We start from the raw sequence: 26075 nt of genomic DNA on the forward strand, positions 1-26075 counted from the left end.
AAATTTGTATGATGACCCGATAACATGATCAATCGAGGCATCGATGTTCGACAAGATTCCTGCGAGGGCGTTGAGCGACACCGTCGCGCAGCAGCTTCTCAAGCAGATCGACAAAGGCACCTTCGAGCGCGGCGGCAAGCTGCCGACCGAGGCCGTGCTCGCCCAGCAGTTCGGGGTGAGCCGCACGGTGATCCGCGAGGCGATCTCGCGGCTGAAGAACGAAGGCGTGGTCGAGCCGCGCCAGGGCAGCGGCGTGTTCGTCGCCGCGCACGGCACGGTGCGGCCGCTGCGGATCGACTACGCGGAAGCGGTCGAACCCGGCTCGGTGGTGCAGATTCTCGCGTTGCGGCGCGCGATCGAAGCGGAAGTCGCGTCGGAAGCCGCCATGCGTCGCAGCGACGCCGACATGATGTCGATCGACGCGGCGCTCGCGAAGATCGACGCGGCGGTGGCCGAAGGCGAGGACGGCGTGGCTGAAGATGTCGCATTCCATCGCGCGATCGCGGCGGCCACCGGCAATCCGTATTTCCTCAAAACCCTCACCTTCCTGAATCAGTACCTCGAAGCCGGCACGGTCGTCACGCGCCGCAACGAGGCGCTGCGCGAGGACTTTTCGCGTCAGGTGCGCGAAGAGCATGCGGCAATCGCTGCCGCGATTCGCGCAGGCGATCCGATGGAGGCGCGCAATGCGGCGCGAACTCATATGTACAACGCGGCACGGCGTCTCGCGGAAGCGGGGATTTGCTGAGCTTCATTGCTCAGATTCAGTGCTCAGTTTCAGGCGCGAGCGCCCAACGAATTCATAGAGGTCAAGCATGTCCAGAAATGTCGGTGTCATCGGTCTTGGTGCAATGGGCCTGGGTGTCGCGCGCTCGCTGCTGCGCGCGGGTCTGCGGGTCCATGCGTGCGATCTGCGGAGCGAGATCCTGAATGCGTTCGTCGCGCAAGGCGGCGTGGGTTGTGCGACGCCCGCCGAACTCGGCGCGCAGTGCGAGGTGGTCGTCACGCTGGTGGTTAATGCCGCGCAAACCGAGGCCGTGCTGTTCGGCGAGCAGGGCGCGGTCCCAGCGATGAAAAAGGGCGGCGTGGTGATCGCCAGCGCAACCGTGGCGCCGGACTTCGCGATCGAACTCGGCAAGCGGATCGAGGCGGCCGGTTTGCAGATGCTCGACGCGCCGGTCTCGGGCGGCGCGGCGCGCGCGGCCTCCGGCGAGATGACCATGATGACGTCCGGTCCTGCTGCGGCCTATGCCGCGTGCGAGGACGTGCTGGCCGCGATGGCCGGCAAGGTGTACCGCCTCGGCTCCGAGCACGGCGCCGGGTCGAAGGTGAAGATCATCAATCAGTTGCTGGCCGGCGTGCATATCGCGGTGGCCGCCGAGGCGATGGCGCTCGGCCTGCGCGAAGGTGTCGATCCGGATGCGTTGTACGAGGTCATCACGCACAGCGCGGGCAATTCGTGGATGTTCGAGAACCGCGTGCCGCACATTCTGAACGGCGACTACACGCCGCTGTCGGCCGTCGATATTTTCGTCAAGGATCTCGGCCTCGTGCTCGATACCGCGCGTCGCTCCAAATTTCCGCTGCCGCTGTCGGCGGCGGCGCATCAGATGTTCATGATGGCGTCCACGGCCGGTCACGGTGGTGAAGACGATTCCGCGGTGATCAAGATTTTCCCCGGCATCGACGTGCCGGCGGCGAAGTGAGCAGGAGACCGTCATGACGGCAAACACGAAACGCGCGCTACTCGGCTGCATCGCCGACGACTTCACCGGCGCCACCGATCTCGCCAACATGCTGGTGCGCGGCGGCATGCGCACCGTGCAAACCATCGGCGTGCCCGCATCGAGCGAAACGCTCGAAGCCGACGCACTGGTGGTCGCGCTGAAATCGCGCACCATTCCCGCCGCCGATGCGGTCGCGCAATCGCTCGCCGCGCTCGACTGGCTGCGTGCGCAAGGCTGCCGGCAGTTCTTCTTCAAATACTGCTCGACATTCGATTCGACCGACGCGGGCAACATCGGCCCGGTCACGGATGCGCTGCTCGACGCGTTATCCGCGAACGGCAACGTCAATGCGTTCACGATCGCCTGTCCGGCATTTCCCGAGAACGGCCGCACGATCTTTCGCGGCCATCTGTTTGTCGGCGACACGTTGCTCAACGCGTCGGGCATGGAAAACCATCCGCTCACACCGATGCGCGATGCCAACCTCGTGAGCGTGCTGCAACGGCAGACCCGATCGAAAGTCGGTCTCGTGCGTTATGACGCTGTAGCGCGAGGCGTGTCGGCCGTGCGCGAATCGTTCGATACGTTGCGCGATGAAAGCGTGCGCATGGCGATTGCCGATGCGGTGTCCGACGCCGACCTCTACGTACTCGGCGAAGCTTGCGCCGACCTCACGCTGATTACCGGAGGTTCCGGCGTCGCGTTGGGTTTGCCGGCCAACTTTCGCCGCGCGGGTTTGCTCGAAGAACAGCGCGACGCCGCCGAGTTGCCGCCGGTGGACGGACTGTCGGCGGTGCTGGCCGGCAGCGCATCGAAAGCGACCAACGCCCAGGTCGCGGAGTGGCGCGCCACACGGCCCGCATTTCGCATCGATCCGCTTGCCGCGGCGCGCGGTGAGAACGTCGTCGAACAGGCACTGGCTTTTGCGCAGCCGTACCTCGACAAAGCCGAGCCCATGCTGATCTATGCCACTGCCACGCCCGACGAAGTCAAGGCGGTGCAACGCGAACTCGGTGTGAATGAAGCAGGACATCTGGTCGAATTCACGTTGGCCGCGATTGCTCGCGGTCTGCGCGAGCGCGGCGTGCGCAAGTTCGTGGTGGCGGGCGGCGAGACCTCGGGCGCAGTCGTGCAAGCGCTCGACGTGCACACGCTGCGGATCGGCGCGCAGATCGATCCCGGCGTGCCCGCCACCGCCACGACCGGCGCCGAGCCGCTGGCGCTCGCACTGAAATCCGGCAACTTCGGCACGACCGACTTCTTCGAAAAAGCGCTGCGTCATCTGAGCGGAGCCGCGCAATGACCGGCACGCCCGCACTCCATACGACCGACGAAGCGCGCGTTCGCGAAGAAATCTGCGTGACCGGCGCGAGTCTTTATCAACGCGGCTACACGGTGGGCACCGCCGGCAACATCAGCGCGCGGCTCGACGACGGCTGGCTGATCACGCCGACCGATGCCTGTCTCGGCCGGCTCGATCCCGCCGATATCGCCAAGGTCGATCTCGACGGCAACGCGGTGTCCGGCGGCCGGCCGTCGAAAACGCTGGCGCTGCATCGCGGCATCTATGCGCGCAACGGCGAGGCACGCGGAATCGTCCACACCCATTCGACGCATCTGGTCGCGCTGACGCTCGCGGGCGTCTGGCGCGAGACAGACGTGCTGCCGCCTATCACGCCGTACTACGTGATGAAAGTGGGCCACGTCCCCCTGATTCGCTACAAGCGGCCCGGCGATCCGCAGGTCGCGGAACAGATCGCCGCGCTCGCCGACAGCGTTCGCGCCGTGCTGCTCGAACGTCTCGGTCCGGTGGTGTGGGAGCGGTCAGTGGCGCAAGCCGCGTATGCGCTCGAAGAACTCGAAGAGACCGCGCGTTTATGGTTGATGACGACCCCGCGGCCCGCACCGCTCGACGAAGCCGCACTCGAAGAACTGCGCACCGTGTTCGGCGCGCGCTGGTAGGGAAACCGACATAACAAAGCCCGGCTGCGCTCGTTGCGCCGCGTCGGGCCATTCATCAAGGAGACAATGCATGAGTTCGTATCAGGCCACACCCAGCCAACCGATTGCAGCCGACGCCGCCGGACAACCCGGCGCCGCCGAAGTCGAGCGCACGTATAAGAAAGTGTTCTGGCGCATCGTGCCGTTTCTGATGCTGTGCTATGTGGTCGCCTATCTGGACCGCGTGAATGTCGGTTTCGCGAAACTGCAGATGTCGCAGGACCTGGCGTTCAGCGAAACGGTGTTCGGCCTCGGTGCCGGTGTGTTCTTCATCGGCTATTTCCTGTTCGAGTTGCCGAGCAACATTCTGATGCACAAGCTCGGCGCGCGGATCTGGATCGCACGGATCATGATCACGTGGGGCTTGCTCTCGGCAGTGTTCGTGTTCGTGAAGACGCCGATGCAGTTCTACATCTTGCGCTTCTTTCTTGGCCTCGCCGAAGCCGGGTTCTATCCCGGCGTGATCCTGTACCTGACCTACTGGTTCCCGTCGCATCGGCGCGCGAAGATCATCGCGGTGTTCATGTCGGCGATTCCGGTGTCGGGCATCTTCGGCAATCCGCTGTCCGGCTGGATCATGCAGACGTTCCACAACAACTCGGGTTTCGCGGGCTGGCAATGGATGTTCCTGATCGAAGCGATCCCCGCCATCGTGATCGGCATCGCTACGATCCTGTATCTCGACAACGGCATCTCCGCCGCGAAGTGGCTGAGCGAACGCGAAAAGCGCCTGCTCACCGATGAAATCGCCGCCGCGCAGCCGAAGGAGCAAACCCAGAAGCATTCGCTCGGCGCGGTGTTCCGCGATCCGCGCACGTGGTGGATGTCGCTGATCTATTTCGCGTTCGTCACCGGGCAATACGGCCTGACGTTCTGGATGCCGACGCTCGTCAAATCGACGGGTGTGACGGGCGCGTTCAATATCGGCCTGCTGAGCGCGATTCCGTTTCTGTGCGCGATCGTCGTGATGAATCTGATGGGGCACAGCGCCGACAAGCGCCGTGAGCGCCGCTGGCATCTGATCGTGCCGGCGTTGTTCGGCGCGGTCGGCTTCACGGTGGCGGCGTCGTTTGCGGATAACACGGTGGTGTCGATCGCGTTTCTCTCGCTCGCCGCCGCCGGTGTGCTGACCTGCGCGCCGCTCTTCTGGTCGCTGCCCACCGCGTTCATGTCGGGCGCGACCGCCGCGGCTGGCATCGCGATCATCAATTCGATCGGCAATCTCGCGGGTTTCGCGAGCCCGTACATGATCGGCTATCTGAAGGACCTCACGCATAGCACGCAGACCGGTATGTACGTGCTGGCCGGCATGCTGGTGATCGGCGCGATCGCCACGTGGCTCACGCCGGCCAAACTGGTCAACCGATAAATCGACATTCACGCGCGGCATGGGTCGCTGCCGCGCGCCGCATCAAACCGTTTTCAAGGAGTCGCCGCCATGCCTCGCTTCGCCGCCAACCTCTCGATGATGTACAACGAGCACGCTTTCCTCGACCGTTTCGCCGCCGCGGCGCAAGACGGTTTCGAAGCGGTCGAGTTTCTGTTCCCCTACGATTTCCGCGCCGACGAGATCAAGGCGCGCCTGGACGCGAGCGGTCTCACACAAGCACTCTTTAATGCGCCGCCCGGCGACTGGGCCGGCGGCGAGCGCGGCATTGCCTCGCTGCCGGGCCGCGAAGACGAATTCCGGCGCGGCGTCCAGACCGCGCTCGACTACGCGCGCGTGATCGGCAATCGCAAGCTGCATGTGATGGCTGGCCTGATCGGCGCGGATCAGCCGCGCGCGAAACATCGCGAGGTGTATCTGAGCAATCTCGCGTATGCCGCCAAGGCCGCGCAAGCCGAAGGCATCACGGTCGTGATCGAGCCGATCAATACGCGCGACATGCCAGGCTTCTTTCTGACCCGTCAGGACGAGGCGCAAGCGATCTGCGCGGAAGTCGGCGCGCCGAATCTCAAGGTGCAGTTCGACTGCTACCACTGCCAGATCGTCGAAGGCGATCTCGCAGTGAAACTCAAACGCGATATGGCCGGCATCGGCCACATTCAGATCGCGGGCGTGCCGGAACGGCATGAACCCGATACGGGTGAGTTGAACTACCCGTATCTGCTCGAACTGATCGACTCGCTCGGCTATGACGGCTACATCGGCTGCGAATACCGGCCGCGCGCGGGTACTTCGGCCGGCCTCGGCTGGTTCAAACCGTATCTGAACGCGACCCGCTAACAAGGACGAAACTCATCATGAAAGTACTGATTACCGGCGGCGCGGGTTTTCTCGGCCAGCGTCTCGCGCGTGAACTGCTCGCGCGCGGCTCCCTGAAGGACACGCAAGGCACGCCGCAAGCGATCGCCGAACTGGTGTTGCTCGATGTGGTGCAAGCCAACGATTTCGGCGACAGCCGCGTACGCACGGAAGTGGGCGACATCGCCGAGCGCAGCGTGCTCGAGCGCGTGATCGACGACAAGACTTCGGCGATCTTCCATCTGGCCGCGATCGTGAGCGGTCAGGCCGAAGCGGATTTCGATCTCGGCATGCGTATCAATCTGGATGCGTCGCGGCTGCTGCTGGAAACCTGCCGGCAGCGTGGCCACCGGCCGCGCGTACTCTTCACAAGTTCCGTGGCGGTCTATGGCGGCGAGCTGCCCGCGGTCGTGCAGAACGATACCGCGTTGAATCCGCAGTCCTCGTATGGCGCGCAGAAGGCGATCGCCGAGTTGCTGCTGAACGATTACGCACGGCGCGGTTTCGTCGACGGCCGTGTGTTGCGCCTGCCCACCATCAGCGTGCGGCCGGGCAAGCCGAACGCGGCGGCGTCGTCGTTCGCGAGCGGCATCATTCGCGAGCCGTTGAACGGCGAAGCGGCGGTGTGCCCGGTCGCGGGCTCGACGCGCCTGTGGCTGCTGTCGCCGCGCAAGGCGATCGAGAGCCTGATCGCCGGACTCGAACTCGATTCCGCCGCGCTCGGTAACCAGCGTGTGCTGAACTTGCCGGGTATTTCGGTGAGCGTCGACGAAATGGTCGCCGCGCTGCGCGAGGTGGCGGGCGACGCGGTTGCCGGGCGGATCGTGTGGGAACCGGATGCGCGCGTCGAAAAGATCGTGGGTAGCTGGCCGGGACGGTGGGATACGTCGCGCGCCGAAGGGCTGGGGTTGAGCGGCGAGCGCAATTTTGCCGACGTGATCCGCAGCTATATCGAGGACGAGCACATCCAGCTCCGCTAGAAACACCCTCACGCAGTCTCCAGCCCCGTGCCGGCGCCTTGAAAACAGGGCTGCGGGCACGGGCGCGTCATTCGTCTGATCCTTGGCAAGAACGGCTGCGGCCTGCACGTATTCCCTGGTGCGGGCCTGGCCGCGCTTGACATGGTTTCGGCCACACGCCTATTATCGTGTCTAGTTGTTCGATATATGACCGTATGTTCGTATCAAGAACAAATTGCGGAATTCTCGAGCCCATCGTTCATCGTCCTGCGCTAAGCTGAATCGATGCGACGGCTGCCTTGCAGCCGCTTCCCGTCGCGCTTGCCGGTGCGTCCGGTGCGCGCCACGCCGGCAATCCGGCCGCGGCGCAGCGCATGCAGCACATCAACTGGAGACATCACATGACCGAAGCATTCCTGTGCGACGCGATTCGCACCCCCATCGGCCGCTATGCGGGTTCGCTGTCGTCGGTGCGCGCCGACGATCTGGGCGCCGTGCCGCTCAAGGCGCTGATGGAGCGCAACAAGGACGTCGACTGGAACGCAATCGACGACGTGATCTACGGCTGCGCGAATCAGGCCGGCGAGGACAACCGCAATGTCGCGCGCATGTCGCTGTTGCTGGCCGGTTTGCCGCAAGGCGTGCCGGGCTCGACGGTGAACCGCCTGTGCGGTTCGGGCATGGACGCGGTCGGAATTGCGGCGCGCGCCATCAAATCGGGCGAGGCCGCATTGATGGTGGCCGGCGGCGTGGAAAGCATGAGCCGCGCGCCGTTCGTGATGGGCAAGGCGCCCACGGCGTTTTCGCGCCAGGCGGATATCTACGACACGACCATCGGCTGGCGCTTCGTGAACCCGCTGATGAAGAAAATGTACGGTGTCGATTCGATGCCGGAAACGGGCGAGAACGTTGCGACCGACTACAACATCAGCCGCGCCGATCAGGACGCTTTTGCCGTGCGCAGCCAGCTGAAAGCGGCGCGCGCGCAACGCGACGGCACGCTCGCACAGGAAATCGTCGGCGTGACGATCGCGCAGAAGAAGGGCGATCCGATCACGGTGCTGCAAGACGAGCATCCGCGTGAGACCAGCCTCGAAACGCTCGCCAAGCTCAAGGGCGTGGTGCGTCCGGACGGCACCGTTACGGCAGGCAACGCGTCGGGCGTGAACGACGGCGCGGCGGCACTGTTGCTCGCGAATGAAGAAACGGCGAAGCGCTTCGGCCTCACGCCGCGCGCCCGCGTGCTGGGTATCGCCACCGCCGGCGTCGCGCCGCGCGTGATGGGCATCGGCCCGGCGCCCGCCACGCAAAAACTGCTGGCGCGTCTGAACATGACCATCGATCAATTCGACGTGATCGAACTGAACGAAGCGTTCGCGTCGCAAGGTCTCGCGGTGCTGCGCGCACTCGGCGTGGCCGACGACGACGCCCGCGTCAATCCGAACGGCGGCGCGATCGCGTTGGGCCACCCGCTCGGCATGAGCGGCGCGCGTCTGGTGACCACCGCGATGTATCAACTGCATCGCACGCAAGGCCGGTTTGCGCTGTGCACGATGTGTATCGGCGTCGGCCAGGGCATTGCGATCGCGATCGAACGGGTGTGATGGTTTAGCGGCTTGGTCCGCGCTACGGTTGAAGCTGGATGAACAGAAACAGCCTCGTCGCTCACGCGACGAGGCTGTTTCTTTTTGTGCCGCGAGCATATCGAATGCGTGTCTAATTCGGTCTAAAGTCGCTTTTGATTACAGCGGAATACCGGAAAACATCGATTGCCGATTCGGCCGCCACACAGTATGCATTTAATGCTATCTGCATTTAAAACGCGCCGTTCATTCTGAATGGGCGTGAGAATATCCTTGCTTGGCCGGCTGACAGGATGCCGCTGTGACGCCATGCCGCGGCGCTTTGATGGCCGCGCGCATTCATTTGAAAATCACAATTCAATCAATTGCGGGTTGTTGTCAGGCATGTAAAATCGTTTGCGTCGTACCGTTTGAAAACTACCATCCTGAAGATACACAGGCACTCATGGCGTTAAGAGTCCGCATTCCGCGGTTTCAGCTCGCCGTTACGCCGGATCGAACAAACTCTCAAGGAGCATGCAAATGAAGGCAGCGACGATTGGAGCAGCGTTGATGGTCGCGGCGTTTGCCGCAGCCCAACCGGCATGGGCGCAAGATGCCATGGCCAGTGCCGCGCAAGGCATCGTCGGCGCGGTGGAGCCGGTGCATATGAAGGCGCAGATCGTCGGTATCGATCCGGGCACCCGCACGCTCACGCTCAAGGGGCAGGGCGGCAACGTGGTGGTCGTGCTCGTGGGCCAGCAGGTGGAGGGATTCGACAAGCTGACGGTGGGTGACCAGGTGGACGTGCTCTACAAGAATGCGCTCCTTGTGAAGGCCGAGAAGGTCACCGGCAAGGACAAGGGCATTCGCGCGCGTGTCGACACGCAGGTGTACGCCCCGGCCTCGGGCGGCTTCGAATCGGCGCGCCAGATCGAAGTGCTCGCCACCGTGCAGAAGATCGACCGCAAGAAGCGTCTGGTCACGCTGCGCGGCGCGTATCAGACGCAAACGCTCGAAGCCGGTCCCGACGTCGACCTGATGGACGTGAAGGTCGGCGATACGATCCACGCGGTATTCGTGTCGGCGGCGGCCGTGCAGGTGACGCCGAAATAACGTCGGGCAATCGGCAGCCACAAAAACACCCCTTGTTTTAAGGGGTGTTTTGTTTTTTTGCCACGAACACAGTTCGCCTTCACGCGCGCGGCTAACGCGGAGCAGGCGGCCCCAGACTCAACCACGCGAGCCGTCCCAGCCAGCGTCTGAGCAGGCCGCCTCGCGCCGGTAGCGCGTAGCTCAACGACACGCGCGCGGCGCATTTGCCATCCGTACTGAGCCACACACGCTCGCCGCGTTGCAGCTGGAATGTGTGGCCCGGATCGAGCCAATGATCGTAAGGTGAACTGACGCGTGTGAGCCAGAGGCGCGCGCCTTGCACGGCGAGCGTGCCATCGGCTTCGACACGCCAGGTCAGCGTCGCGCCTGGCATGACTGAAAAATGCAGCACCAGCTTCGGCAGACGCTCGTCGTGCCGATACGCCACCAGACTCGATTCGTCATCCATGCACTGCGGGCTTGCCTGATCCATCTCGTTCTCCGTCATCAAGCCGGCTGACGGAGGCGCCCACAAAAACAAAAGGCCCCTTCCGTTACCGGCGGGGCCTTGGGGATATGTTACGCAGATTCAGACTGCTAACGCGCACGCACTCCCAATGGCCAGCCGATGATGGCTCGCTTCGGGTGTGTAATCGCATTTGCGATGGAGATGTGCGTCAACATGAGATCGAGTGTGCCGTTTTGCCGCAGGTCTTGTCAATCAAAAAATCGCCATTCATTTGAACGGGTGTGCGAACCGCTCGGGATCCTTCGCAATGCGTAGTGCTTGCGTCGCCAGCCTATGAGGCGACATCCCATGCCTGCGTTCGCGGTGGGTTACGAGATCACGTAGTGAAGACGTCGACCACGCGTCGACGCTACGGATCACGCCGACAGCCGGCGCTTCAGCGTCGATGCGGTGCGACGATACCCAGCGACGCAATGCGTCGATACAAGGTGGCGCGCGATATGCCGAGCGCTTGCGCCGCCGCGTTCGGTCGCCATTGATGGCGTGTGAGCGCATCGATAATGCGTGCGCGCTCTTCACGCGGGTCCTGCCGCGCGTCCCGTTGCCGGCCGTCATGTGGTTCAATCCGCAATAACGCCGGTTTGTGCGCGGCTTCAGGCGCGAGCAACGCCGCTATATCCGGCGCGACATGGCGCAATTCCACCCGTGCGCCGTCACAGATCGCGCACGCGTAGCGCAGCACATTGCGCAACTGGCGAATGTTGCCCGGCCATGCGAACCCCGCCAGGCGCTCGGCAAGGTGTGGGTCGAGCGTGAGCACGTGGCCGGCCATTTGGGCTTCTTCGTCGAAGACCGCGCAGATCACGTCGCGGATATCCGCGCGCTCGCGCAGCGGCGGCATCGGTAAAGACGCGCCGCTCAGCCGGTAATAGAGGTCTTCGCGGAACGTGCCGGCCGCGACCATCTGCGCGAGATCGCGGTGCGTGGCGCAAATCACGTCGATATCCACGCGCACGGGCGCATCGCCGCCGAGCGGCGTCACTTCGCCTTCGGCCAGCACGCGCAGCAGCCGCGTTTGCAGATCGAGCGGCATGTCGCCGATTTCATCGAGAAACAGCGTACCTGTATGCGCCTGCGCAATCTTGCCGCGTGCGCCGCGGCTGCGTGCGCCGGTGAAGGCACCGGGTGCGTAGCCGAACAATTCGCTTTCGATCAGCGATTCCGGGATCGCGCCGCAATTCACCGCGATAAACGGCCTCGCGCGCCGCGCGCCCGAATCATGCACCGCGTGCGCGAACACTTCCTTGCCGACGCCGGTCTCGCCGAGAATCAGAATTGGCAGACGTTTGCCCATCACGCGCAAAGCAACGGCCGCGTTATGCGCGATCTGCGGATCCGCGCTGTGTAGAAAACGTCCGAGCGCACCGAGTTGCAGATCGTTTTGCGACGCGGTTTGCGCCGATCTTGCGGCGCCATCGTGCATCGTGGACGCCGAGCGCGACATGCGTCTGAGCGGCGCGCGAATACGCGCATACAACGTCGTCCCGGTCGCGCGCAGGCGCAAGCCGACAATCGCATCCGTGCGCGCGACGTCGTGCAGGTGCGAGCCCGACGTGTCGAATACGTCGTCGATGTGACGCGGGCCGTTCAGCGCCGGAATGCACTCGCGCGCCTTGCGATTGGCGGCAACGAGATTGCCGCATTCGTCGAAGGCGATCAGCACTTCGGGCTGCGCCTCGACAAAGTTGCGGCTCGAATGGCCGAACAGAATCCAGTGCTGGGTCGTTTGATTGAGGAAGTAGCCGTCTTCGATCAGGCCAGCGCTTTGCCGCACCAGTTGAAACACGAGCCGCTGACTGTCGCGGTTATCCGGCGACTGCACGGCGGAGGCATCGAGCACGCCGATCATCTCGCCGGTCGGCGCGAAGATCGGCGCCGCGCTGCAGGTGAGCGTGGTGAACGCCGCGCGGAAATGATCGGTCTTGTGCACGATGATCGGCGCGAGATCGGTCAGCACGTTCGCCACGCCGCACGTGCCTTCTTCGCGCTCGGACCAGCACGAACCGATATACAGGCCCGCATGCTTGAAATCGCTGCGGCGTTCGCGATCGATCCGGTAGTCGATGGTGACGCCGTGCGCGTCGGTGAGCATCACGCAATAGTCGGCGACGCGAATCATGTCGTGCAGACGTGTCAGGCATTGGCCCGATGCACGCAGAAAGGCTTCTTCCTTGCCTTGCACTTCGCGCAATTCCGCCGACGTCAGCACGCGCGGTCCGATCACGGCACCCGGATCGAGCCGGTACTGTTCGAACGAACGCTGCCACGACGAGACGAGCCGTGGAGAATCGGCGGGCGCGGGCAGGCGCCCTTCAATGGCGCCACGCACGCGGTCGATGTGCTGGGTCTGCGAGACGTAAGGCATGGTCGGCTCCAGGCGAGCGACACACAGTGAGATCAGGGTGTTCTTGTATCACATCCCGCTTGATGAATCACATTGCAATGCAGCACGCGAGACGCGTGAGACGATTGTCTCAGTCTCAGGTGAGACGGTTGGTCTTGTTACGCAGATCGAGGTGGGTAAAGGGTTTGCGACGTGTCTTCGCATTGCTCGGCCACGCTGCGAACGTTGCACGCGCCGGGCGTGAGACGCCTGGAACGCTGCGTCGCGCGGTGCCGGCTCACCATTCCGATTTGCATCTCGATGCGAAAAGCCCTTTAAACAAGGCACTTTCGCGCGGCGGCGTGATTTTTCAGCAGATTGGCACACCCTTTGCAGTGTCCTACGCATGACAAAGCGCCATCGTTTGACGACGGCGACACAGGAGACATGCACAGTGCCATCGCCCATCACCGTCGGCGTGATCGCGAACCCTGCGTCGGGTCGCGACATTCGCCGTCTCACTTCCTATGCGTCGGTGTTTCCGACCTCCGAAAAAGCCAACATGGTGGTGCGCTTGCTGGCCGGGCTCGGCATGCTCGGCGTAACGCGCGTGCTGTGTCTGCGCGACCGGACCGGCGTGGCGGCGCTGCTGCTGCGCGCGCTCGACACGCACGACGCCGTCGCCGCGCAACAGCGCTGGCCGGAAGTCGAGTTCATCGAACAGCCGATCACCGACAGCGTCGCCGATACCCACGCGGGGGTCGCCGCGATGTTGAAGGCAGGCGTCGAGTTGATCGCCGTGCTCGGCGGCGACGGCACGCACCGCGCCGTCGCCGCGCATTGCGCAAGAGTGCCGCTGCTGACTTTGTCCACCGGCACCAACAACGCCTTTCCGGATTTGCGCGAAGCCACCGTGGCCGGCCTCGCCGGCGCGCTCGTCGCGTCGGGCGCGGTGCCGCCGGATGTCGCGCTGATGCGCAACAAGCGGCTCGTGGTGCGCTGCACGGCCGGGCCGAATCGCGGCCGCGAGGAGATCGCGCTGGTCGATGTCTGCGTGAGCCGCCAGCGCTTCGTCGGCGCGCGGGCCGTCTCCGATCCGGCCGATATCGAAGAACTCTTTCTCACGTTCGCCGCGCCCGACGGCATCGGCCTTTCGTCGATCGGCGGAGCGTGGGCGCCTGTGGAGCGCACTGCGTCCCACGGTTTGCATCTGCGCTTTGCAGCACCCGGCGAATCCGGCGTGCCGCTAGTGGCGCCCATTGCGCCGGGCCGCGTCGAGCGCGTGCTGATGCGCACGTGCGAACGCTTCGAAGTCGGCGTGTGGAGGACGCTGGAAACCGAGCACGGCACGCTCGCCTTCGACGGCGAGCGCGAAATCGAACTGGAGCGCGGCGACCGCTATGAGATCGCGCTGGATTGGGAAGGGCCGCTGACCGTCGACGTCGAACGCACCCTGCGTTTCGCGGCGTCGCGTCAACTGGTGCGGGAAGTGGCGAACGTGGTTGCGCATCAAAAGTAGGTAGTGGGCAGGCAGTGCATTCATTCCAAGGAGACACACCATGTCGGTTTCAACTGAGTTGAGCAAGGAAGATCTATTGAAGGCGTATCGCATGATGCGCACGATCCGCGAGTTCGAGGAGCGTCTGCACGTCGAATTCGCGACCGGCGAAATTCCCGGCTTCGTGCATCTGTACGCGGGCGAAGAAGCGTCGGCCGTCGGCACGATGCTGCATCTGAACGACGCCGACTATGTGGCGACCACGCACCGCGGCCACGGTCATTGCATCGCCAAGGGCGTGGATGTGCGCGGCATGATGGCCGAGATCTACGGACGCAAGACCGGCGTGTGCCACGGCAAGGGCGGTTCGATGCACATCGCCGACCTGTCGAAAGGGATGTTAGGTGCGAACGGCATCGTCGGCGCGGGCGGCCCATTGATTTGCGGCGCGGCGCTGGCGGCGAAGTACAAGAAGTCGGGCGGCGTCGGCGTGTGCTTCTTCGGCGACGGCGCGTCGAATCAGGGCGTGATTTTCGAATCGTTGAACCTGGCCTCGGTATGGCGGCTGCCGGCGATTTTCGTGGCGGAGAACAACGGCTACGCAGAGGCGACATCTTCGACATGGTCGGTGGCGACCGACAACATCGCGGATCGCGCGAGCGGCTTCGGCATGCCGGGCGTGATCGTGGACGGGTTCGACTTCTTCGCCGTGCATGAAGCGCTCGGCGAAGCGATCGAACGGGCGCGCAAAGGCGGCGGTCCGACGCTCGTCGAAGTGAAGTTCTCGCGCTATTTCGGCCACTTCGAAGGCGACGCGCAAACCTATCGCGCGCCCGGCGAAGTGCAGAAACTGCGCGACGAGAAGGATTGCCTGAAGCGTTTCGAAGAGCGCGTGGTGCGTGCCGAAATGCTGAGCGCGGATCAGTTGCGTGGTGTGGATGCCGAGGTGAAGAGTTTGATCGAGAGTGCGGTGACGGAGGCCAAGGCTGCGCCGTTGCCGACTGCTGAAGACCTGCTGAGCGACGTCTACGTGTCCTATCCGTAACGCACGCGTTGCATACCTAAACGATTGGAGACAGACATGGCACGCAAGATCACATTCTCTCAGGCAATCAACGAAGCACTGAGTCAGGAAATGGCCCGCGATGAAACCGTCATCGTGATGGGCGAGGACAACGCGGGCGGCGCGGGATCGCCCGGTGAACAGGACGCGTGGGGCGGCGTTCTCGGTGTTACGAAGGGACTGTTTCACAAGTATCCAGGACGTGTGCTGGACACGCCGCTCTCCGAAGGCGGCTATATCGGCGCGGCAGTCGGCGCGGCGGCCTGCGGCATGCGGCCGGTCGCGGAGCTGATGTTCATCGACTTCATGGGCGTGTGTTTCGACCAGATCTTCAACCAGGCCGCCAAGTTCCGCTACATGTTCGGCGGCAAGGCGGTCACGCCGGTCGTGATTCGCGCGATGCAGGGTGCGGGCTTGCGCGCGGCGGCCCAGCATTCGCAGATGCTGACTTCGTTGTTCACGCACATCCCCGGACTGAAAGTGGTCTGCCCGTCGACGCCATACGACGCCAAGGGACTGCTGATCCAGGCGATCCGCGACAACGATCCGGTGATTTTCTGCGAGCACAAATTGCTCTATAGCCGCGAGGGCGACGTGCCCGAAGAGTCGTACGCGATTCCGTTCGGCGAGGCGAACGTGGTGCGCGACGGCGACGACGCCACCATCATCACCTACGGACGCATGGTGCATTACGCCACCGAAGCCGCCGAAAAACTCGCCAAGGACGGCATCCAGGTCGATGTGATCGACTTGCGGACGACTTCGCCGCTCGACGAGGAAACGATCCTCGAGAGCGCGAACCGCACCGGGCGCGTGGTCGTGGTCGACGAAGCGAATCCGCGCTGCTCGATCGCCACCGACATTTCCGCGCTGATCGCGCAGCGCGCGTTCCACTCGCTCAAGGCGCCGATCGAGATGGTGACCGCGCCGCATACGCCCGCGCCGTTTGCCGGTGTGCTCGAAGACATGTATATCCCGTCGGCCGCGCAGATCGCCGACGCTGTGATGAAAGTGAGGGCTTGAACGATGCCGATCCATATGATCACGATGCCCAAATGGGGCTTGTCGATGGAGCAGGGGCAGGTCAACGGGTGGCTCAAGGCCATCGGCGACAAGGTAGTGAAGGGCGACGAGATTCTCGACGTGGAAACGGACAAGATCTCGTCAGGCGTCGAGTGTGCGTTCGAGGGCATCCTGCGCCGGCAGATCGCCCAGGAGGGCGACACGTTGCCGATCGGCGCATTGCTGGCAGTGGTGGCGGACGCGGAGACGCCGGACGCGCAGATCGACGCCGAGGTCGAAGCGTTCCAGCGCGACTTCGTGCCGGCCACGTCGGCGGATGGCGACAGTGGGCCGCAACCGGAGAAGGCGCAGATCGGTGGGCGCACCGTGCGCTATCTGAAACTCGGCGAAGGCGGCACGCCCGCGCTGCTGATTCACGGCTTCGGTGGCGATCTGAACAACTGGTTGTTCAATCACGCCGACCTTGCCGCGCATCGTGCCGTGTGGGCGCTGGATCTGCCGGGTCACGGCGAATCGGGCAAGACGCTCGACACCGGCAGTGCCGACGAACTCGCGGACAGCGTGATCGCCTTCATGGACGATCGCGGCATCGACAAAGTGCATCTGATCGGACACTCCATGGGCGCACTGATCGCGATGACCGTGGCGGCGCAAGCGCCGGGGCGGGTAGCGTCGCTGGCGTTGATCTCGGGCGCGGGTCTGGGCAAGGAGATCAACGGCGACTACATCCAGGGCTTTACTGAAGGCAGCAATCGCAATGCGCTCAAGCCGCAGTTGGCGAAACTCTTCGCCGACCCGAGTCTCGTGACGCGTCAACTGGTGGAGGACATCGTCAAGTACAAGCGGCTCGAAGGCGTGCCCGAGGCGCTGCGCAAGATCGCGGCGTCGGCCTTCGACGGCAACGTGCAACGCGCGAGCTATCGGGACCGGCTGGCGGAACTCGCGCCGCGCAGTCTGGTGATCTGGGGCGCAGGTGATCAGATCATCCCGGCCGGGCATGCGCAGGGTCTGCCAGGCGACATCCGCGTTCATGTGCTCGACGGCAACGGGCATATGGTGCAGATGGAGGCGGCCTCCGAAGTGAATCGTCTGCTCAACGATTTTCTGGGGAGCTGAGATGGACGCCGCATTGCATGCCGACAGCGTCACCGCGCTCGGTCAGCACGGTAAGCGCAGCGCTGACAAGCTCGCGCGGATTCCGGTGAAGATCGTGCCGGCCACGGACGGCGAGGTCTTGCCGAAGCCGCCGTGGCTGCGCGCGAAGCCGATGATGAGCGAGACCGTCGCCGGAATTGCGGCGATCCTGCGCGAGCACCGTTTGCATTCGGTCTGCGAGGAGGCAATGTGCCCGAACATCGGCGAATGTTTTGCGCGGCGCACCGCGACGTTCATGATCATGGGCGGCATCTGTACGCGGCGCTGTGCGTTCTGCGACGTCGCGCATGGCCGCCCGGCGCCGCTCGACGAGGCAGAGCCCGCTCGGCTTGCCGATGCCGTGGCGGCGCTCGGGTTGCGCTATGTCGTCGTGACGTCGGTGGATCGCGATGATCTGCGCGACGGCGGCGCGGCGCATTTTGCGCGCTGCGTGACCTTGCTGCGCGAGCGCGTGCCGGGCATTCGGGTCGAAGTGCTGACGCCGGATTTTCGTGGACGTATCGAGCGGGCGTTGCAGGCGCTCTCGGGCGCGTGGCCGGATGTGTTCAATCACAACCTCGAAACGGTGCCCGCTCTCTATCGTGCCGCGCGTGCGGGCTCGGACTATCAGGGCTCGCTGCAACTGCTCGCGCGCGTCAAGGAGGCGAACGAGGCGATGCTGACCAAATCAGGATTGATGGCCGGATTGGGGGAATCCGACGAAGAACTGCTCGGCGCGATGCGCGATCTGCGCGCGCATCGCGTGGACATCCTGACGATCGGGCAGTATCTCGCGCCATCGCGTTTTCATATGCCGGTGCGGCGGTATGTGACGCCACGACAGTTCGACGCCTGGCGCGAGGCCGGCTTGGAGATGGGCTTTCGCGAAGTGGTGGCGGGGCCGCTGGTGCGCTCGTCGTATCAGGCGGACCAAATTGCCGATATTGCCATGGCACGCGCAACGCAATGATATGAAGAACGGTTGCCGCCCTCGCTTGTCGTTAGAGACGACAGCGAGGAGCGGCACCGTTGCCGTTCAAAAGCAGACGCGGCTCGTCATTTCGCTTGCAACAATCTATGTCGGAATATGTCACGCAGCGCGAAAAACGCCCGCAAAACCTTGTCGCGCGGGCTTTCCTCGTGGTGAAACAGGGTGACATATCTTCCCTGTCGATTATGTCGGTGCGTCCTTCTATAGTCCGTTCTGTCGCCACGCAGCAGTGACAGAAGTGGCCCGAATCCAAGAAGGACATACCGTGAAAAATCATTCGTTCGTCGTCCCGGCCGCCGCCTCTGCCTTTGCCTCTGCAACCGACTCAGTGTCGAGCGCCTCATCGGCACGCGGCGCGCTGCGCAAGCTCGTCCTCTCCGCCACGGTCGCCGTGCTCGCGCTCGGTAGCGCATCGGCGTTCGCCTGGTCGCAACACGGCACGGCGTACACCTCGCGCGGCACCTATAACGGCGCGCGTTACGGCTCGTGCGGCGGCAGCAGCTGTTCGCATGCGGGCGGCGTCGCCGGCCCTTACGGTGGCCTCGCGACCAACACCGGCACGGTGACGCGCAATGCGCCGGGCCAGTTCTCGAATTCGGGCACCGCGACGGGGCGCTACGGCAACTCCGTCCAGCATGCAGGCGACACCAGTTGCGCCGGTGGCACGTGCTCGCACACCGGGACGTTGACGGGCCCGGATGGCAAGACGGCCACCACTTCCGGCGAGGTCACGAAGACCGGCACGGGGCAGTATTCGTCGTCGGGATCGGTAACGGGTTCGAACGGCAACACGGTCAACCATTCGGCGTCGACGAATTGCGCCGGCTCGACGTGCTCGCGTTCGGGCACCGTGACGGGTTCGGATGGTGGAACCGTCAACCACTCCGGTTCGGCCACGCGTGTGGCACCGGGTGTCGTGACGACTTCGACGAGCGTGACGGGCACGCATGGCAATACGGTGACGTCCAGCGGGACGGTCGTGGCGACCACGGGTGTCGTCGCGACGGGCGGCACGACGGTGGTGGTCGCGCCGAAGCCGGTTGTGGTTGCGCCGCCGGTTGTGTACGTGCCGCCGCCTCCGGTGGTGGTGACACCTGCGCCAGTTGTCGTGACGCCTGCTCCGGTGGTGGTTGCGCCTAAGCCTGTCGTGGTCGCGCCGCCGGTTGTCTACGCACCTCCGCCCCCGCCGCCTGCCGTGTATGTCGCACCGCGGGTCGTGTATGTCGCGCCGGCGCCGCGTCCGGTCGTGTGGGTGCCGGGTCACTGGATTGGGCGTGTCTGGGTGCCGGCGCATTGGTCCTGATGGACGCGGCCATGCGAGTCAAATCCCGCGTGACAGTTGTGCAAGTGCGCCGATCGTCTTTCGATGCTTCATCGACACGGCGGTTTTATCTAGCAGGCGCGTTGGCAGCGATGGTGGTAGCCGCGGGCGTGGCGATTGCAATGAGCCGCTTCGTGGCAGCAGCGGATACGCGCGGGGCGAGTGGATCGTCGCAGGAATGTTCCACTCGCTACGCCGCGTTGCTCGATCTTGCGGAACTGGCGAGACGCGACGGCAAATCATCCGAGGTGGTCGTGCGCGGGCTGAGCGACAGAGGCGGTGTGATGAGCGGATGTTTGTCGGTGGGCGGCAGGGCTAATGCGGACTAGCGTTCTGATTGCTGCTCGCGCCACTCACGCCACAAAAAAAGCGCTCCCGGTTCCATAACCGGGAGCGCTTTTTGCCATGCGCGGCGTAGTGGCGCTTTCGCGCTACCGCCCTTGCTGCTGCAAAAACTGCCTGACATCGCTCAGCGTCACGCTGCCTTTATGGCTCGTGTCGATCTGATCGAAGTGCTTCGCCACAAAGCCGAGACCCTGGGTTTGCGCCTGCGCTTTGGTGACCGACGCGCCATTGCTGAGCGCCGAGTTCGCCCCGAGACGCGCCTCGAGCCGTTGTTGCGCTTGCTGCTGCAATGCCGTGCCGGTCGATGGCGCAATCGGTGCCGCCCGGTTTTGCGGGAAGAACGGACCGTCGACGCCGCGTGCGCCGTTGGGCGGCGTCGCGGGCGCCACCGCTTGCGGCGGCAACGCATATGCACTGCCGACCAGGCAGCCGAGAGCAATCAACGGGGAGACGCGCCGTAACTTATCGATAAGAGACATGATGACTCGCATGGATTGAGTGAATAGGGTATCGCGAACGAGGTTCATCCGATCGGTTCCTTGAACGTTCCATGAGTGCGCGGTCAGGGCGCCGTCGCTTGCGCCGTGGCGGTCGGCTCGCTGGCGGGACTTTCGTCGCGCCACGGCGCCGGCAGCGTCCAGAGGGCGAGCGCATCGGGCAGCGGCGTGCCGCGATAGAAGCGCACGAGGTCGCGCTTCATCAGCGGACGGGCGACGTCGTCCAGATAGATCATGTGGCCACCCTGGAAGAAATTGACCTGCAAGTCAGGATTCAGGCCGGGCACGGTCTGCAACCGCGCCAACTGCTTCTCGGTATTGAGGAACGGCGTAGCGAGATCGTGGAAGCCGTTTTCCGAGAGCACCCTGAGTTGCGGATTGAGCGTCAGCGCACCGAGCAGGTCGGGGATCGTATCGGGCAGCGCCTGTCCGTCGTGCGAGAAATCCCACAGCTCGATGATGTTGTCGTTCAGCGGCATATAGGTCGCGTTCGGCGCCGTGTACCCGAGATAGTCCGGCATCTGGGTGGCGAGCGCCGTGGTGAAGGGCTGCGAGATCAGGATGTCGGACGGATCGGAATCGCTCTGCAGACGTGGATCCGAATTCGGCAACGACACGCGCCCGTCATAGCGGCCGATCGTCGTGCCGGGCAGCAGGCTCGTCGAGAACGGATCGCGGTTGAAATAGCCCTGCAATGCCTGCGCGGTCAAACCCGACGGCAGGGTCCAGGAGTCGAGCGTTTTCGCATTGGGGAAGACGGGCTTGCCCAACGCGTCGGGTATGCCGAGCTGGCTGAGCACCCATGATTGCGAGTAACGCCTGAACTTCTTATATTCCGCCGTGACGAACAGGCTGGTCTGCAACGCGTAAAGATCCTGATTGAGCGGCGCGGGCGACGCCTGGTTGTAGTACGCCGCGACCTCCGCATAGCCGGGGAAATAGCCCGCCAGCGTATCCGTGTCGAGCGCCAGCTCTTCCGACGACGCCGTGATGGCGACGGCTTCGATCGCATCGGCGAAATAGTTCAGGATTGCCGATTGCAGCACGATGCCGGTCAGATGCACGCCGGCGGATTCGAGCGCCAGCGCCAGCATGTCGGTACGCGGCGTGCCGTACGACTCGCCATACAGATAGATCGGCGAGCCGCTGCGATTGTTCACGGCCAGATAGCGCTGGATGAAGTCGCGCATGATGTTGACGTCGGCGTCGGTCGTCCAGTACTTCTTGTTCGTGTTCGGCAGAATCGCTTCGGAAAGCCCGGTTCCGGGCGGGTCGATGAAGACCATGTCCGTGGTGTCGATCAGGCTCTCCTTGTTGTCCACGAGCGGATAGTTCGGCCAGTTGCCGAACACTGGGTCGGGCGTGGCCACGCGCGTCGGCGCGAATGAGCCGAGCCGCAGCCAGATCGAGGAAGAGCCCGGGCCGCCGTTATAGACGAATGTGACGGGGCGCGCCGCGCCGTTCGCGCCCGGTGCGGTGTACGCCACATACGACATGGTGGCTTCCGGGTTGCCGTTCGCATCGGCCGCCGTCAGATGGCCGGTGGTGGTGGTGTAGTTGATCGGCGTCTTGCCGAGCGTCCACTGGTAGTGCATGACCGCCGCCTTCTCCGCGGCCTGGGCGGGCGCGAGACCGTCGTTGGCTTTGGCCGAATAGGCGACCAGGTCGATATAGGTTTGATTGGCGGTCGGCGCCTGCGGCTGCGACGCGGCCTGGGCGCTGAGTTGCTGATTCGCAGCGGTCTGCTGCATGCTCACGGCCGTGCCGGAGGACGAACTGCCGTCCCCGCCGCCGCATCCGCCGAGCAGCATGACCGTTGCTGCCATTGCCATTGTCAGGGTTCCTGGAGCCGGCAGCTTGCGCTGACGAAAAGGGCCATTGCCTCGAAGACGCTCGTCTCGTTTCATCTCTATCCTCGGTGGTGGATTCAGATACCTTTTCACAAAGGCCGCTGTAGCGGATGAAGATGCATCGGAGTTCGAAATATTCTGGATGCATTGCCGCAATACAGCGGTGGAGACCAATTTTCTTAAAAATACATAGCCATTTCCCTGCTATGCGGGATGCGTAGAATAACTAAATATTGTGATTGAATATTCCGGTTATCTCGGCATGTTTTTCCGTTTTTCCGCAATCGAATATTCGTATATTGGCGGCAGATAAAAAATAGGTGACGCCGTAGCCCTTTGTCAAGGACGCGACGAATTTCCGTAATGACGGCTTCGGAATGCTGCGCGTGGATTCGTGCGGAACTAAGTGCGTACGGGCTTTACGGCGCAATTAATTCGCTGATTATTTATTACAAAATGGAAGTTGTTGTTTGCTAAACGTAATGATTAATTTGTGTGGATTGCCCGGTTATGCCAATTGATTTTCCGGGTGAATCAGATTGAGTTCCAGAAATACCGCGCCGGCAATCGGATTGAAGACATAAGCCGGAATCCGTTCGAAACCCAGCGATGCATAAAGCTCGAGCGCGGCTCGCATGGTCGGCAGCGAGTCGAGGCGAATGCGGTGATATCCCGTGTCTCTCGCGATATCGCAAATGCGCGTCGCCAATTGCCTGCCGGCCTGCAGACCGCGTCCCGCTGGACGAACATAGAGCCGCTTCATTTCGCAGGTCGTGTCGTCGAGAGGCCGCATGGCGACGCAGCCAACGAGTTCTTCATCGTTGTGCGCGAGAAGCACCCGGCCTTGCGGTGCCGCGAATTTGCCGGGCAAGTCGGCGAGTTCGGACTCGAAATTCTGGAAGCCGAGATCGATGCCCAGGCTCTCGGCGTATTCGCGGAAGATGGCCCGGACCGCTTCCAGTTGCTGTGGGAATTGGGCGGTCGTGATCTGGATCATGGGTATTCGTGGGTCGTGCGGTCCTATTGCGGTTCCACCAGCACCAACGGGAAACGGATCTCGAACGTCGTCCCCACCCCTTCGCGCGAGACGAAATGGATGTGTCCGTTCAACACGCGGCACAGTTCCTTGACGATAGCGAGACCGAGGCCCGTGCCGGGAATATCTTCACCCGCGGCGCGCTCGAATTCGTCGAACACGCGGTCCGCATCCGAAGGCGCGATGCCCACGCCGGTATCCGCGACGCGAATCGACCAGTGCTCCGCGTCGGCCATCGCGAAGTTCAATTCGATTTCCCCCGACTTCGTGTACTTGGTCGCGTTGGAGAGCAGATTGACGGCGATCTGTTTGAGCTTGAGACGATTGGATGTGACCGCCGTCAACGCAGGATCGAATGCCGCGCGCAACGTGAGTCCTTTTGCCTCGATCGAAGGACGCGACGAGGCGACGAGCTCGTCGTACAGCTCGCGCAAGTCAACCTGTTCGAATGCGAACGGGGCGCCGTCGCCGAGCACCATGGAATACTCGACCATCTGCTCGACGAGCTGTTTCATATCGGCAGCCTGGCGGTTCGCCAGCGTCAACGCCGTTTCGGCCCTGGCAGGGGCGCGCGAGATCAGTTGCAGCGCGATGGAAAAGGTGTTCAAAAAATTGCGCAGATCGTGGACCACGCTGCGTGTGATCTGCATGCGCGACTCGTACAGGTCGCTCACCAGCCGCTGCTTCAGCATCAACTCGTGATTGGCGCGCTCGAGCCGGCCGGTGTACTCGTCGATCTTACGGTCCCGTTCGCTGACCACTTCCTTGATCGACGTGAGCGTGACCATGCTGAAGGTTTCGGCGATCAGGCGCCGTGCCCGGCTCTCATGGCGGCGCGTGAAGGTGCTGTCGAGACTGGCGAATTCCTCGAGCGCTTCGGCCAGCACCTGATCGAAGAGATCGAGTTCGCGCACCAGTTCCTCGATACGATAGCCCTGGCGCCAGCGGATCTTGCCGTGTTTTCTCGCATTGCGCTCGATGGTCGTCTCGACCCGTTCGAGATCTTCGACATCGAGGGCCGCGCACAGTCCTTCGAGAATCTCCGGCAGATGATCCGCCAGTTGCTGATAAGTGAGTTTGTCCGCTTCGACGAGATCGGTGTCGCCGAATACGGCATTCATCCATTGCTCGGTGAGTCGGATCCGTTCCGCGCGAACGAAGTCAGCAAAATTGCGCAGCGGGCTAACACGTGTGTCGGTCATGATGGCGCATTGGGGTGAAGTTTTGAAGTTTCTACAACGTACAAAGGCTCGAACCACCCACGCGCGTTGGACCGGAGGCGCATGGCGTGCCTCACAGGACAGATACGCTCGGCTGGAGTCAATTAAAGGCCTGGCCGGCAAGTTCTCTGCCCTCGCGTGTCCCGAAAGCGCCGCCGCAGCCGATTATTCGCACCATTATCGCCGCAATCGCGGATTGTGGAACACCTCTTGCGGCGCTGTAGTCGGATGACAATAACGCTAACTCGAACGTTTAACCCGGCGGCCACTGATGCACTCAATCTTGCTGGTAGACGACGAGCCGGAAATCCTGGCGGCGTGGCGCCTGATACTCGAGAACGAAGGTTACGAAGTCGGTTGCGCGAGCAACGGCGCGGAGGCGGTCGCGCGTGCGGCAACCAGCGTTCCCGCCCTGATCATCACCGACTGGATGATGCCCCTGGTGGACGGCGCTGAATTGTGCCGTCGGCTGAAGGCGATACCGGAACTCGCCAACGTGCCGATTCTCGTGCATACCGCTGTTCCGCCGCCCGAGGGCGCGGTCAAGAACTGGGATGTCTGCCTGAGAAAGCCGGTAGGCGCGGAGCTTTTTCTGACGACGGTCGCGCAACTGTGCAAGCAGCGGTATTAGCTGTTGATCGTTTGAGCGCACAACGGGCGGTTTCTTCCGATTCTCGCGTGCCGCATCTTTGATGACCGGCAATATTGTCTCGCGCATTTCTCTGCGCCTCGCATCAATCCGAATTGAGCACCTTCAAAAAATCGACGAATGCGCGCAACGGCGCAGGCAAATGACGATGCCCCGGATAGTAGAGAAACGGCCCCGAAAAACGCTGCCACCACGGCTCCAGAATCGGCTCCAATGCGCCGCTGTCGAGATGCGGGCGAAGCATGTCTTCGAACAGATGAATGACACCCACGCCCGCGACGGCCGCGCTGACCGCGAGATCGATTGCCGCGCCGGGCCGCACCAGCAGCGGTCCCGATGGATTCAACTGCAACACTTCGCCATCGCGCTCGAAATACCAGATCGGCATGGCGCCACCGGCGAACTGTCCGCGCAGGCACGCATGCGAGAGCAACTCGCTGGGATGATCGGGACGGCCGTACGCGTCGAGATAGCCTGGCGCTGCCGCCGTGGCGAAGCGTTGCACGCGCGGTCCGATCGGTATCGCGATCATGTCCTGTTCGAGCCGCTCGTCATAGCGAATGCCGGCGTCGCAGCCGATCGACAGCACGTCGACGAAACCATCCTCGACCACGACCTCGACGCGGATGTCCGGATACGTCTTCAGGAAGGCGGCGATGATGCTTGGTAAAACGATCCGGGCGGCGCTCGACGGTACGTTCAGTTTGAGCGTGCCGGCCGGCTTGTCCCTGAACACGTTCAGCACGTCTAGCGCCGCTTCCATCTCGCTGAAGAGCGGCGTCAGCTTCTCGATGAGACGCAAGCCGGCCTCGGTCGGCGCCACGCTGCGCGTGGTGCGGTTGAGCAGGCGCAGACCGAGCTTGGCCTCGAGGCGGCGCACGGCGATGCTCAGACTCGACGCCGACACGCCGCTGATGCGTGCCGCGTCGCGAAAGCCGCCCGCGCGGGTGACCGAGACGAAGGCGGCCAGATCGTTCAATTCCATGGCGATTGTGCAAAATTTTAAA

The 26075-nt window shown here is 63.3% G+C and carries 25 protein-coding genes; 17 read left to right on the forward strand and 8 right to left on the reverse strand.

What is annotated here, in order from left to right; all coding sequences use genetic code 11:
• The first annotated feature begins 43 nt into the window (after positions 1-43).
• The 7 genes from ACQKRQ_RS30595 to denD all read left to right on the forward strand — a co-directional run bounded on the left by ACQKRQ_RS30595 (position 44) and on the right by denD (position 6953).
• Entirely contained in the window at positions 44-748 is a 705-nt protein-coding gene (locus ACQKRQ_RS30595) for a FadR/GntR family transcriptional regulator (protein WP_427481273.1), read from the forward strand.
• A gap of 67 nt (positions 749-815) precedes the next feature.
• Positions 816-1706, forward strand: coding sequence for an L-threonate dehydrogenase (gene ltnD / locus ACQKRQ_RS30600; RefSeq protein ID WP_408314687.1), 891 nt, complete (start codon positions 816-818; stop codon positions 1704-1706).
• 13 nt (positions 1707-1719) lie between these two features.
• Positions 1720-3030: a 3-oxo-tetronate kinase gene (otnK, locus tag ACQKRQ_RS30605; RefSeq protein WP_427481274.1), complete on the forward strand. Its 1311-nt coding sequence runs from the start codon at positions 1720-1722 to the stop codon at positions 3028-3030.
• Entirely contained in the window at positions 3027-3689 is a 663-nt protein-coding gene (locus tag ACQKRQ_RS30610; RefSeq protein ID WP_427481275.1) for an aldolase, read from the forward strand. The genes otnK and ACQKRQ_RS30610 overlap by 4 nt, the downstream gene beginning before the upstream one ends.
• A gap of 70 nt (positions 3690-3759) precedes the next feature.
• Complete coding sequence (locus ACQKRQ_RS30615; RefSeq protein WP_427481276.1) at positions 3760-5097, forward strand: MFS transporter; 1338 nt, start codon at positions 3760-3762, stop codon at positions 5095-5097.
• Between the two features lie 69 nt (positions 5098-5166).
• Entirely contained in the window at positions 5167-5955 is a 789-nt protein-coding gene (gene otnI / locus ACQKRQ_RS30620) for a 2-oxo-tetronate isomerase (protein ID WP_132382379.1), read from the forward strand.
• A 17-nt stretch (positions 5956-5972) separates the two neighbouring features.
• The gene (gene denD, locus ACQKRQ_RS30625) at positions 5973-6953 is read left to right on the forward strand and encodes a D-erythronate dehydrogenase (RefSeq protein ID WP_427481277.1); all 981 of its coding nucleotides are present in this window, start codon (positions 5973-5975) and stop codon (positions 6951-6953) included.
• A 251-nt stretch (positions 6954-7204) separates the two neighbouring features.
• Here the strand turns inward: denD and ACQKRQ_RS30630 are convergent, their stop codons facing one another.
• Complete coding sequence (locus ACQKRQ_RS30630; RefSeq protein WP_279388644.1) at positions 7205-7330, reverse strand: hypothetical protein; 126 nt, start codon at positions 7328-7330, stop codon at positions 7205-7207.
• A gap of 3 nt (positions 7331-7333) precedes the next feature.
• Here ACQKRQ_RS30630 and pcaF point away from each other — a divergent pair, with 3 nt between their 5' ends.
• Both pcaF and ACQKRQ_RS30640 read left to right on the forward strand, forming a co-directional pair.
• A complete protein-coding gene (pcaF, locus tag ACQKRQ_RS30635) occupies positions 7334-8536 on the forward strand; it encodes a 3-oxoadipyl-CoA thiolase (RefSeq protein ID WP_132382383.1) in 1203 nt (400 codons plus the stop codon).
• A 501-nt stretch (positions 8537-9037) separates the two neighbouring features.
• Positions 9038-9610, forward strand: a complete 573-nt coding sequence (locus ACQKRQ_RS30640; protein ID WP_427481278.1) for a hypothetical protein — start codon at positions 9038-9040, stop codon at positions 9608-9610.
• A 91-nt stretch (positions 9611-9701) separates the two neighbouring features.
• Here the strand turns inward: ACQKRQ_RS30640 and ACQKRQ_RS30645 are convergent, their stop codons facing one another.
• Together ACQKRQ_RS30645 and ACQKRQ_RS30650 are read right to left on the reverse strand one after the other, a co-directional pair.
• A complete protein-coding gene (locus tag ACQKRQ_RS30645) occupies positions 9702-10082 on the reverse strand; it encodes a DUF2917 domain-containing protein (protein WP_427481279.1) in 381 nt (126 codons plus the stop codon).
• 412 nt (positions 10083-10494) lie between these two features.
• Positions 10495-12483, reverse strand: coding sequence for a sigma-54-dependent Fis family transcriptional regulator (locus tag ACQKRQ_RS30650; protein WP_427481280.1), 1989 nt, complete (start codon positions 12481-12483; stop codon positions 10495-10497).
• Positions 12484-12895: 412 nt separating this feature from the next.
• Here ACQKRQ_RS30650 and ACQKRQ_RS30655 point away from each other — a divergent pair, with 412 nt between their 5' ends.
• The 7 genes from ACQKRQ_RS30655 to ACQKRQ_RS30685 all read left to right on the forward strand — a co-directional run bounded on the left by ACQKRQ_RS30655 (position 12896) and on the right by ACQKRQ_RS30685 (position 19800).
• Positions 12896-13960 (forward strand): ATP-NAD kinase family protein, encoded by a 1065-nt coding sequence (locus tag ACQKRQ_RS30655; RefSeq protein ID WP_427481281.1) that lies wholly within the window; start codon positions 12896-12898, stop codon positions 13958-13960.
• 40 nt (positions 13961-14000) lie between these two features.
• Positions 14001-14984, forward strand: coding sequence for a thiamine pyrophosphate-dependent dehydrogenase E1 component subunit alpha (locus ACQKRQ_RS30660; RefSeq protein ID WP_132382393.1), 984 nt, complete (start codon positions 14001-14003; stop codon positions 14982-14984).
• A 36-nt stretch (positions 14985-15020) separates the two neighbouring features.
• The gene (locus ACQKRQ_RS30665) at positions 15021-16025 is read left to right on the forward strand and encodes an alpha-ketoacid dehydrogenase subunit beta (RefSeq protein ID WP_427481282.1); all 1005 of its coding nucleotides are present in this window, start codon (positions 15021-15023) and stop codon (positions 16023-16025) included.
• A 3-nt stretch (positions 16026-16028) separates the two neighbouring features.
• The gene (locus ACQKRQ_RS30670; protein ID WP_427481283.1) at positions 16029-17141 is read left to right on the forward strand and encodes an acetoin dehydrogenase dihydrolipoyllysine-residue acetyltransferase subunit; all 1113 of its coding nucleotides are present in this window, start codon (positions 16029-16031) and stop codon (positions 17139-17141) included.
• Position 17142: 1 nt separating this feature from the next.
• A complete protein-coding gene (gene lipA, locus ACQKRQ_RS30675) occupies positions 17143-18129 on the forward strand; it encodes a lipoyl synthase (protein ID WP_427481284.1) in 987 nt (328 codons plus the stop codon).
• A 286-nt stretch (positions 18130-18415) separates the two neighbouring features.
• Positions 18416-19453 carry a hypothetical protein gene (locus ACQKRQ_RS30680; RefSeq protein ID WP_427481285.1) on the forward strand — a complete coding sequence of 346 codons (1038 nt, stop codon included), beginning with the start codon at positions 18416-18418 and terminating at the stop codon, positions 19451-19453.
• A 140-nt stretch (positions 19454-19593) separates the two neighbouring features.
• The gene (locus tag ACQKRQ_RS30685; RefSeq protein WP_408281789.1) at positions 19594-19800 is read left to right on the forward strand and encodes a hypothetical protein; all 207 of its coding nucleotides are present in this window, start codon (positions 19594-19596) and stop codon (positions 19798-19800) included.
• Positions 19801-19902: 102 nt separating this feature from the next.
• Here the strand turns inward: ACQKRQ_RS30685 and ACQKRQ_RS30690 are convergent, their stop codons facing one another.
• From ACQKRQ_RS30690 to ACQKRQ_RS30705, 4 genes are all read right to left on the reverse strand, one after another.
• Entirely contained in the window at positions 19903-20295 is a 393-nt protein-coding gene (locus ACQKRQ_RS30690) for a 2-oxoglutarate dehydrogenase (protein WP_427481286.1), read from the reverse strand.
• 83 nt (positions 20296-20378) lie between these two features.
• The gene (locus tag ACQKRQ_RS30695; RefSeq protein ID WP_427481287.1) at positions 20379-22220 is read right to left on the reverse strand and encodes a S10 family serine carboxypeptidase-like protein; all 1842 of its coding nucleotides are present in this window, start codon (positions 22218-22220) and stop codon (positions 20379-20381) included.
• Positions 22221-22671: 451 nt separating this feature from the next.
• Positions 22672-23160 carry a GNAT family N-acetyltransferase gene (locus tag ACQKRQ_RS30700; RefSeq protein ID WP_427481288.1) on the reverse strand — a complete coding sequence of 163 codons (489 nt, stop codon included), beginning with the start codon at positions 23158-23160 and terminating at the stop codon, positions 22672-22674.
• Between the two features lie 23 nt (positions 23161-23183).
• Positions 23184-24401, reverse strand: coding sequence for a sensor histidine kinase (locus ACQKRQ_RS30705; protein WP_427481289.1), 1218 nt, complete (start codon positions 24399-24401; stop codon positions 23184-23186).
• Positions 24402-24690: 289 nt separating this feature from the next.
• On the opposite strand from ACQKRQ_RS30705, the gene ACQKRQ_RS30710 reads away from it, so the two are divergent.
• Positions 24691-25050, forward strand: coding sequence for a response regulator (locus tag ACQKRQ_RS30710; RefSeq protein ID WP_243658532.1), 360 nt, complete (start codon positions 24691-24693; stop codon positions 25048-25050).
• A gap of 103 nt (positions 25051-25153) precedes the next feature.
• Here ACQKRQ_RS30710 and ACQKRQ_RS30715 read toward each other — a convergent pair whose 3' ends face one another.
• A complete protein-coding gene (locus ACQKRQ_RS30715; protein ID WP_427481290.1) occupies positions 25154-26053 on the reverse strand; it encodes a LysR family transcriptional regulator in 900 nt (299 codons plus the stop codon).
• Between the last annotated feature and the right edge of the window lie 22 nt (positions 26054-26075).

The sequence above is a fragment of the Paraburkholderia sp. NPDC080076 genome (genome assembly GCF_050281145.1).
In the GTDB taxonomy this organism is placed as follows: Bacteria; Pseudomonadota; Gammaproteobacteria; order Burkholderiales; family Burkholderiaceae; genus Paraburkholderia.

What these genes read in the sequence shown, in the direction of transcription:
- ACQKRQ_RS30665 (WP_427481282.1), top strand. Translation starts at nt 15,021, where the DNA reads ATGGCACGCAAGATCACATTCTCTCAGGCAATCAACGAAGCACTGAGT.
- ACQKRQ_RS30670 (WP_427481283.1), top strand. Translation starts at nt 16,029, where the DNA reads ATGCCGATCCATATGATCACGATGCCCAAATGGGGCTTGTCGATGGAG.
- ACQKRQ_RS30630 (WP_279388644.1), bottom strand. Translation starts at nt 7,330, where the DNA reads ATGTCTCCAGTTGATGTGCTGCATGCGCTGCGCCGCGGCCGGATTGCC.
- lipA (WP_427481284.1), top strand. Translation starts at nt 17,143, where the DNA reads ATGGACGCCGCATTGCATGCCGACAGCGTCACCGCGCTCGGTCAGCAC.
- ACQKRQ_RS30705 (WP_427481289.1), bottom strand. Translation starts at nt 24,401, where the DNA reads ATGACCGACACACGTGTTAGCCCGCTGCGCAATTTTGCTGACTTCGTT.
- ACQKRQ_RS30685 (WP_408281789.1), top strand. Translation starts at nt 19,594, where the DNA reads ATGAGCCGCTTCGTGGCAGCAGCGGATACGCGCGGGGCGAGTGGATCG.
- ACQKRQ_RS30710 (WP_243658532.1), top strand. Translation starts at nt 24,691, where the DNA reads ATGCACTCAATCTTGCTGGTAGACGACGAGCCGGAAATCCTGGCGGCG.
- ACQKRQ_RS30615 (WP_427481276.1), top strand. Translation starts at nt 3,760, where the DNA reads ATGAGTTCGTATCAGGCCACACCCAGCCAACCGATTGCAGCCGACGCC.
- otnK (WP_427481274.1), top strand. Translation starts at nt 1,720, where the DNA reads ATGACGGCAAACACGAAACGCGCGCTACTCGGCTGCATCGCCGACGAC.
- ACQKRQ_RS30650 (WP_427481280.1), bottom strand. Translation starts at nt 12,483, where the DNA reads ATGCCTTACGTCTCGCAGACCCAGCACATCGACCGCGTGCGTGGCGCC.
- ltnD (WP_408314687.1), top strand. Translation starts at nt 816, where the DNA reads ATGTCCAGAAATGTCGGTGTCATCGGTCTTGGTGCAATGGGCCTGGGT.
- ACQKRQ_RS30645 (WP_427481279.1), bottom strand. Translation starts at nt 10,082, where the DNA reads ATGGATCAGGCAAGCCCGCAGTGCATGGATGACGAATCGAGTCTGGTG.
- ACQKRQ_RS30660 (WP_132382393.1), top strand. Translation starts at nt 14,001, where the DNA reads ATGTCGGTTTCAACTGAGTTGAGCAAGGAAGATCTATTGAAGGCGTAT.
- ACQKRQ_RS30690 (WP_427481286.1), bottom strand. Translation starts at nt 20,295, where the DNA reads ATGTCTCTTATCGATAAGTTACGGCGCGTCTCCCCGTTGATTGCTCTC.
- ACQKRQ_RS30610 (WP_427481275.1), top strand. Translation starts at nt 3,027, where the DNA reads ATGACCGGCACGCCCGCACTCCATACGACCGACGAAGCGCGCGTTCGC.
- ACQKRQ_RS30595 (WP_427481273.1), top strand. Translation starts at nt 44, where the DNA reads ATGTTCGACAAGATTCCTGCGAGGGCGTTGAGCGACACCGTCGCGCAG.
- ACQKRQ_RS30640 (WP_427481278.1), top strand. Translation starts at nt 9,038, where the DNA reads ATGAAGGCAGCGACGATTGGAGCAGCGTTGATGGTCGCGGCGTTTGCC.
- ACQKRQ_RS30695 (WP_427481287.1), bottom strand. Translation starts at nt 22,220, where the DNA reads ATGAAACGAGACGAGCGTCTTCGAGGCAATGGCCCTTTTCGTCAGCGC.
- otnI (WP_132382379.1), top strand. Translation starts at nt 5,167, where the DNA reads ATGCCTCGCTTCGCCGCCAACCTCTCGATGATGTACAACGAGCACGCT.
- pcaF (WP_132382383.1), top strand. Translation starts at nt 7,334, where the DNA reads ATGACCGAAGCATTCCTGTGCGACGCGATTCGCACCCCCATCGGCCGC.
- ACQKRQ_RS30700 (WP_427481288.1), bottom strand. Translation starts at nt 23,160, where the DNA reads ATGATCCAGATCACGACCGCCCAATTCCCACAGCAACTGGAAGCGGTC.
- denD (WP_427481277.1), top strand. Translation starts at nt 5,973, where the DNA reads ATGAAAGTACTGATTACCGGCGGCGCGGGTTTTCTCGGCCAGCGTCTC.
- ACQKRQ_RS30715 (WP_427481290.1), bottom strand. Translation starts at nt 26,053, where the DNA reads ATGGAATTGAACGATCTGGCCGCCTTCGTCTCGGTCACCCGCGCGGGC.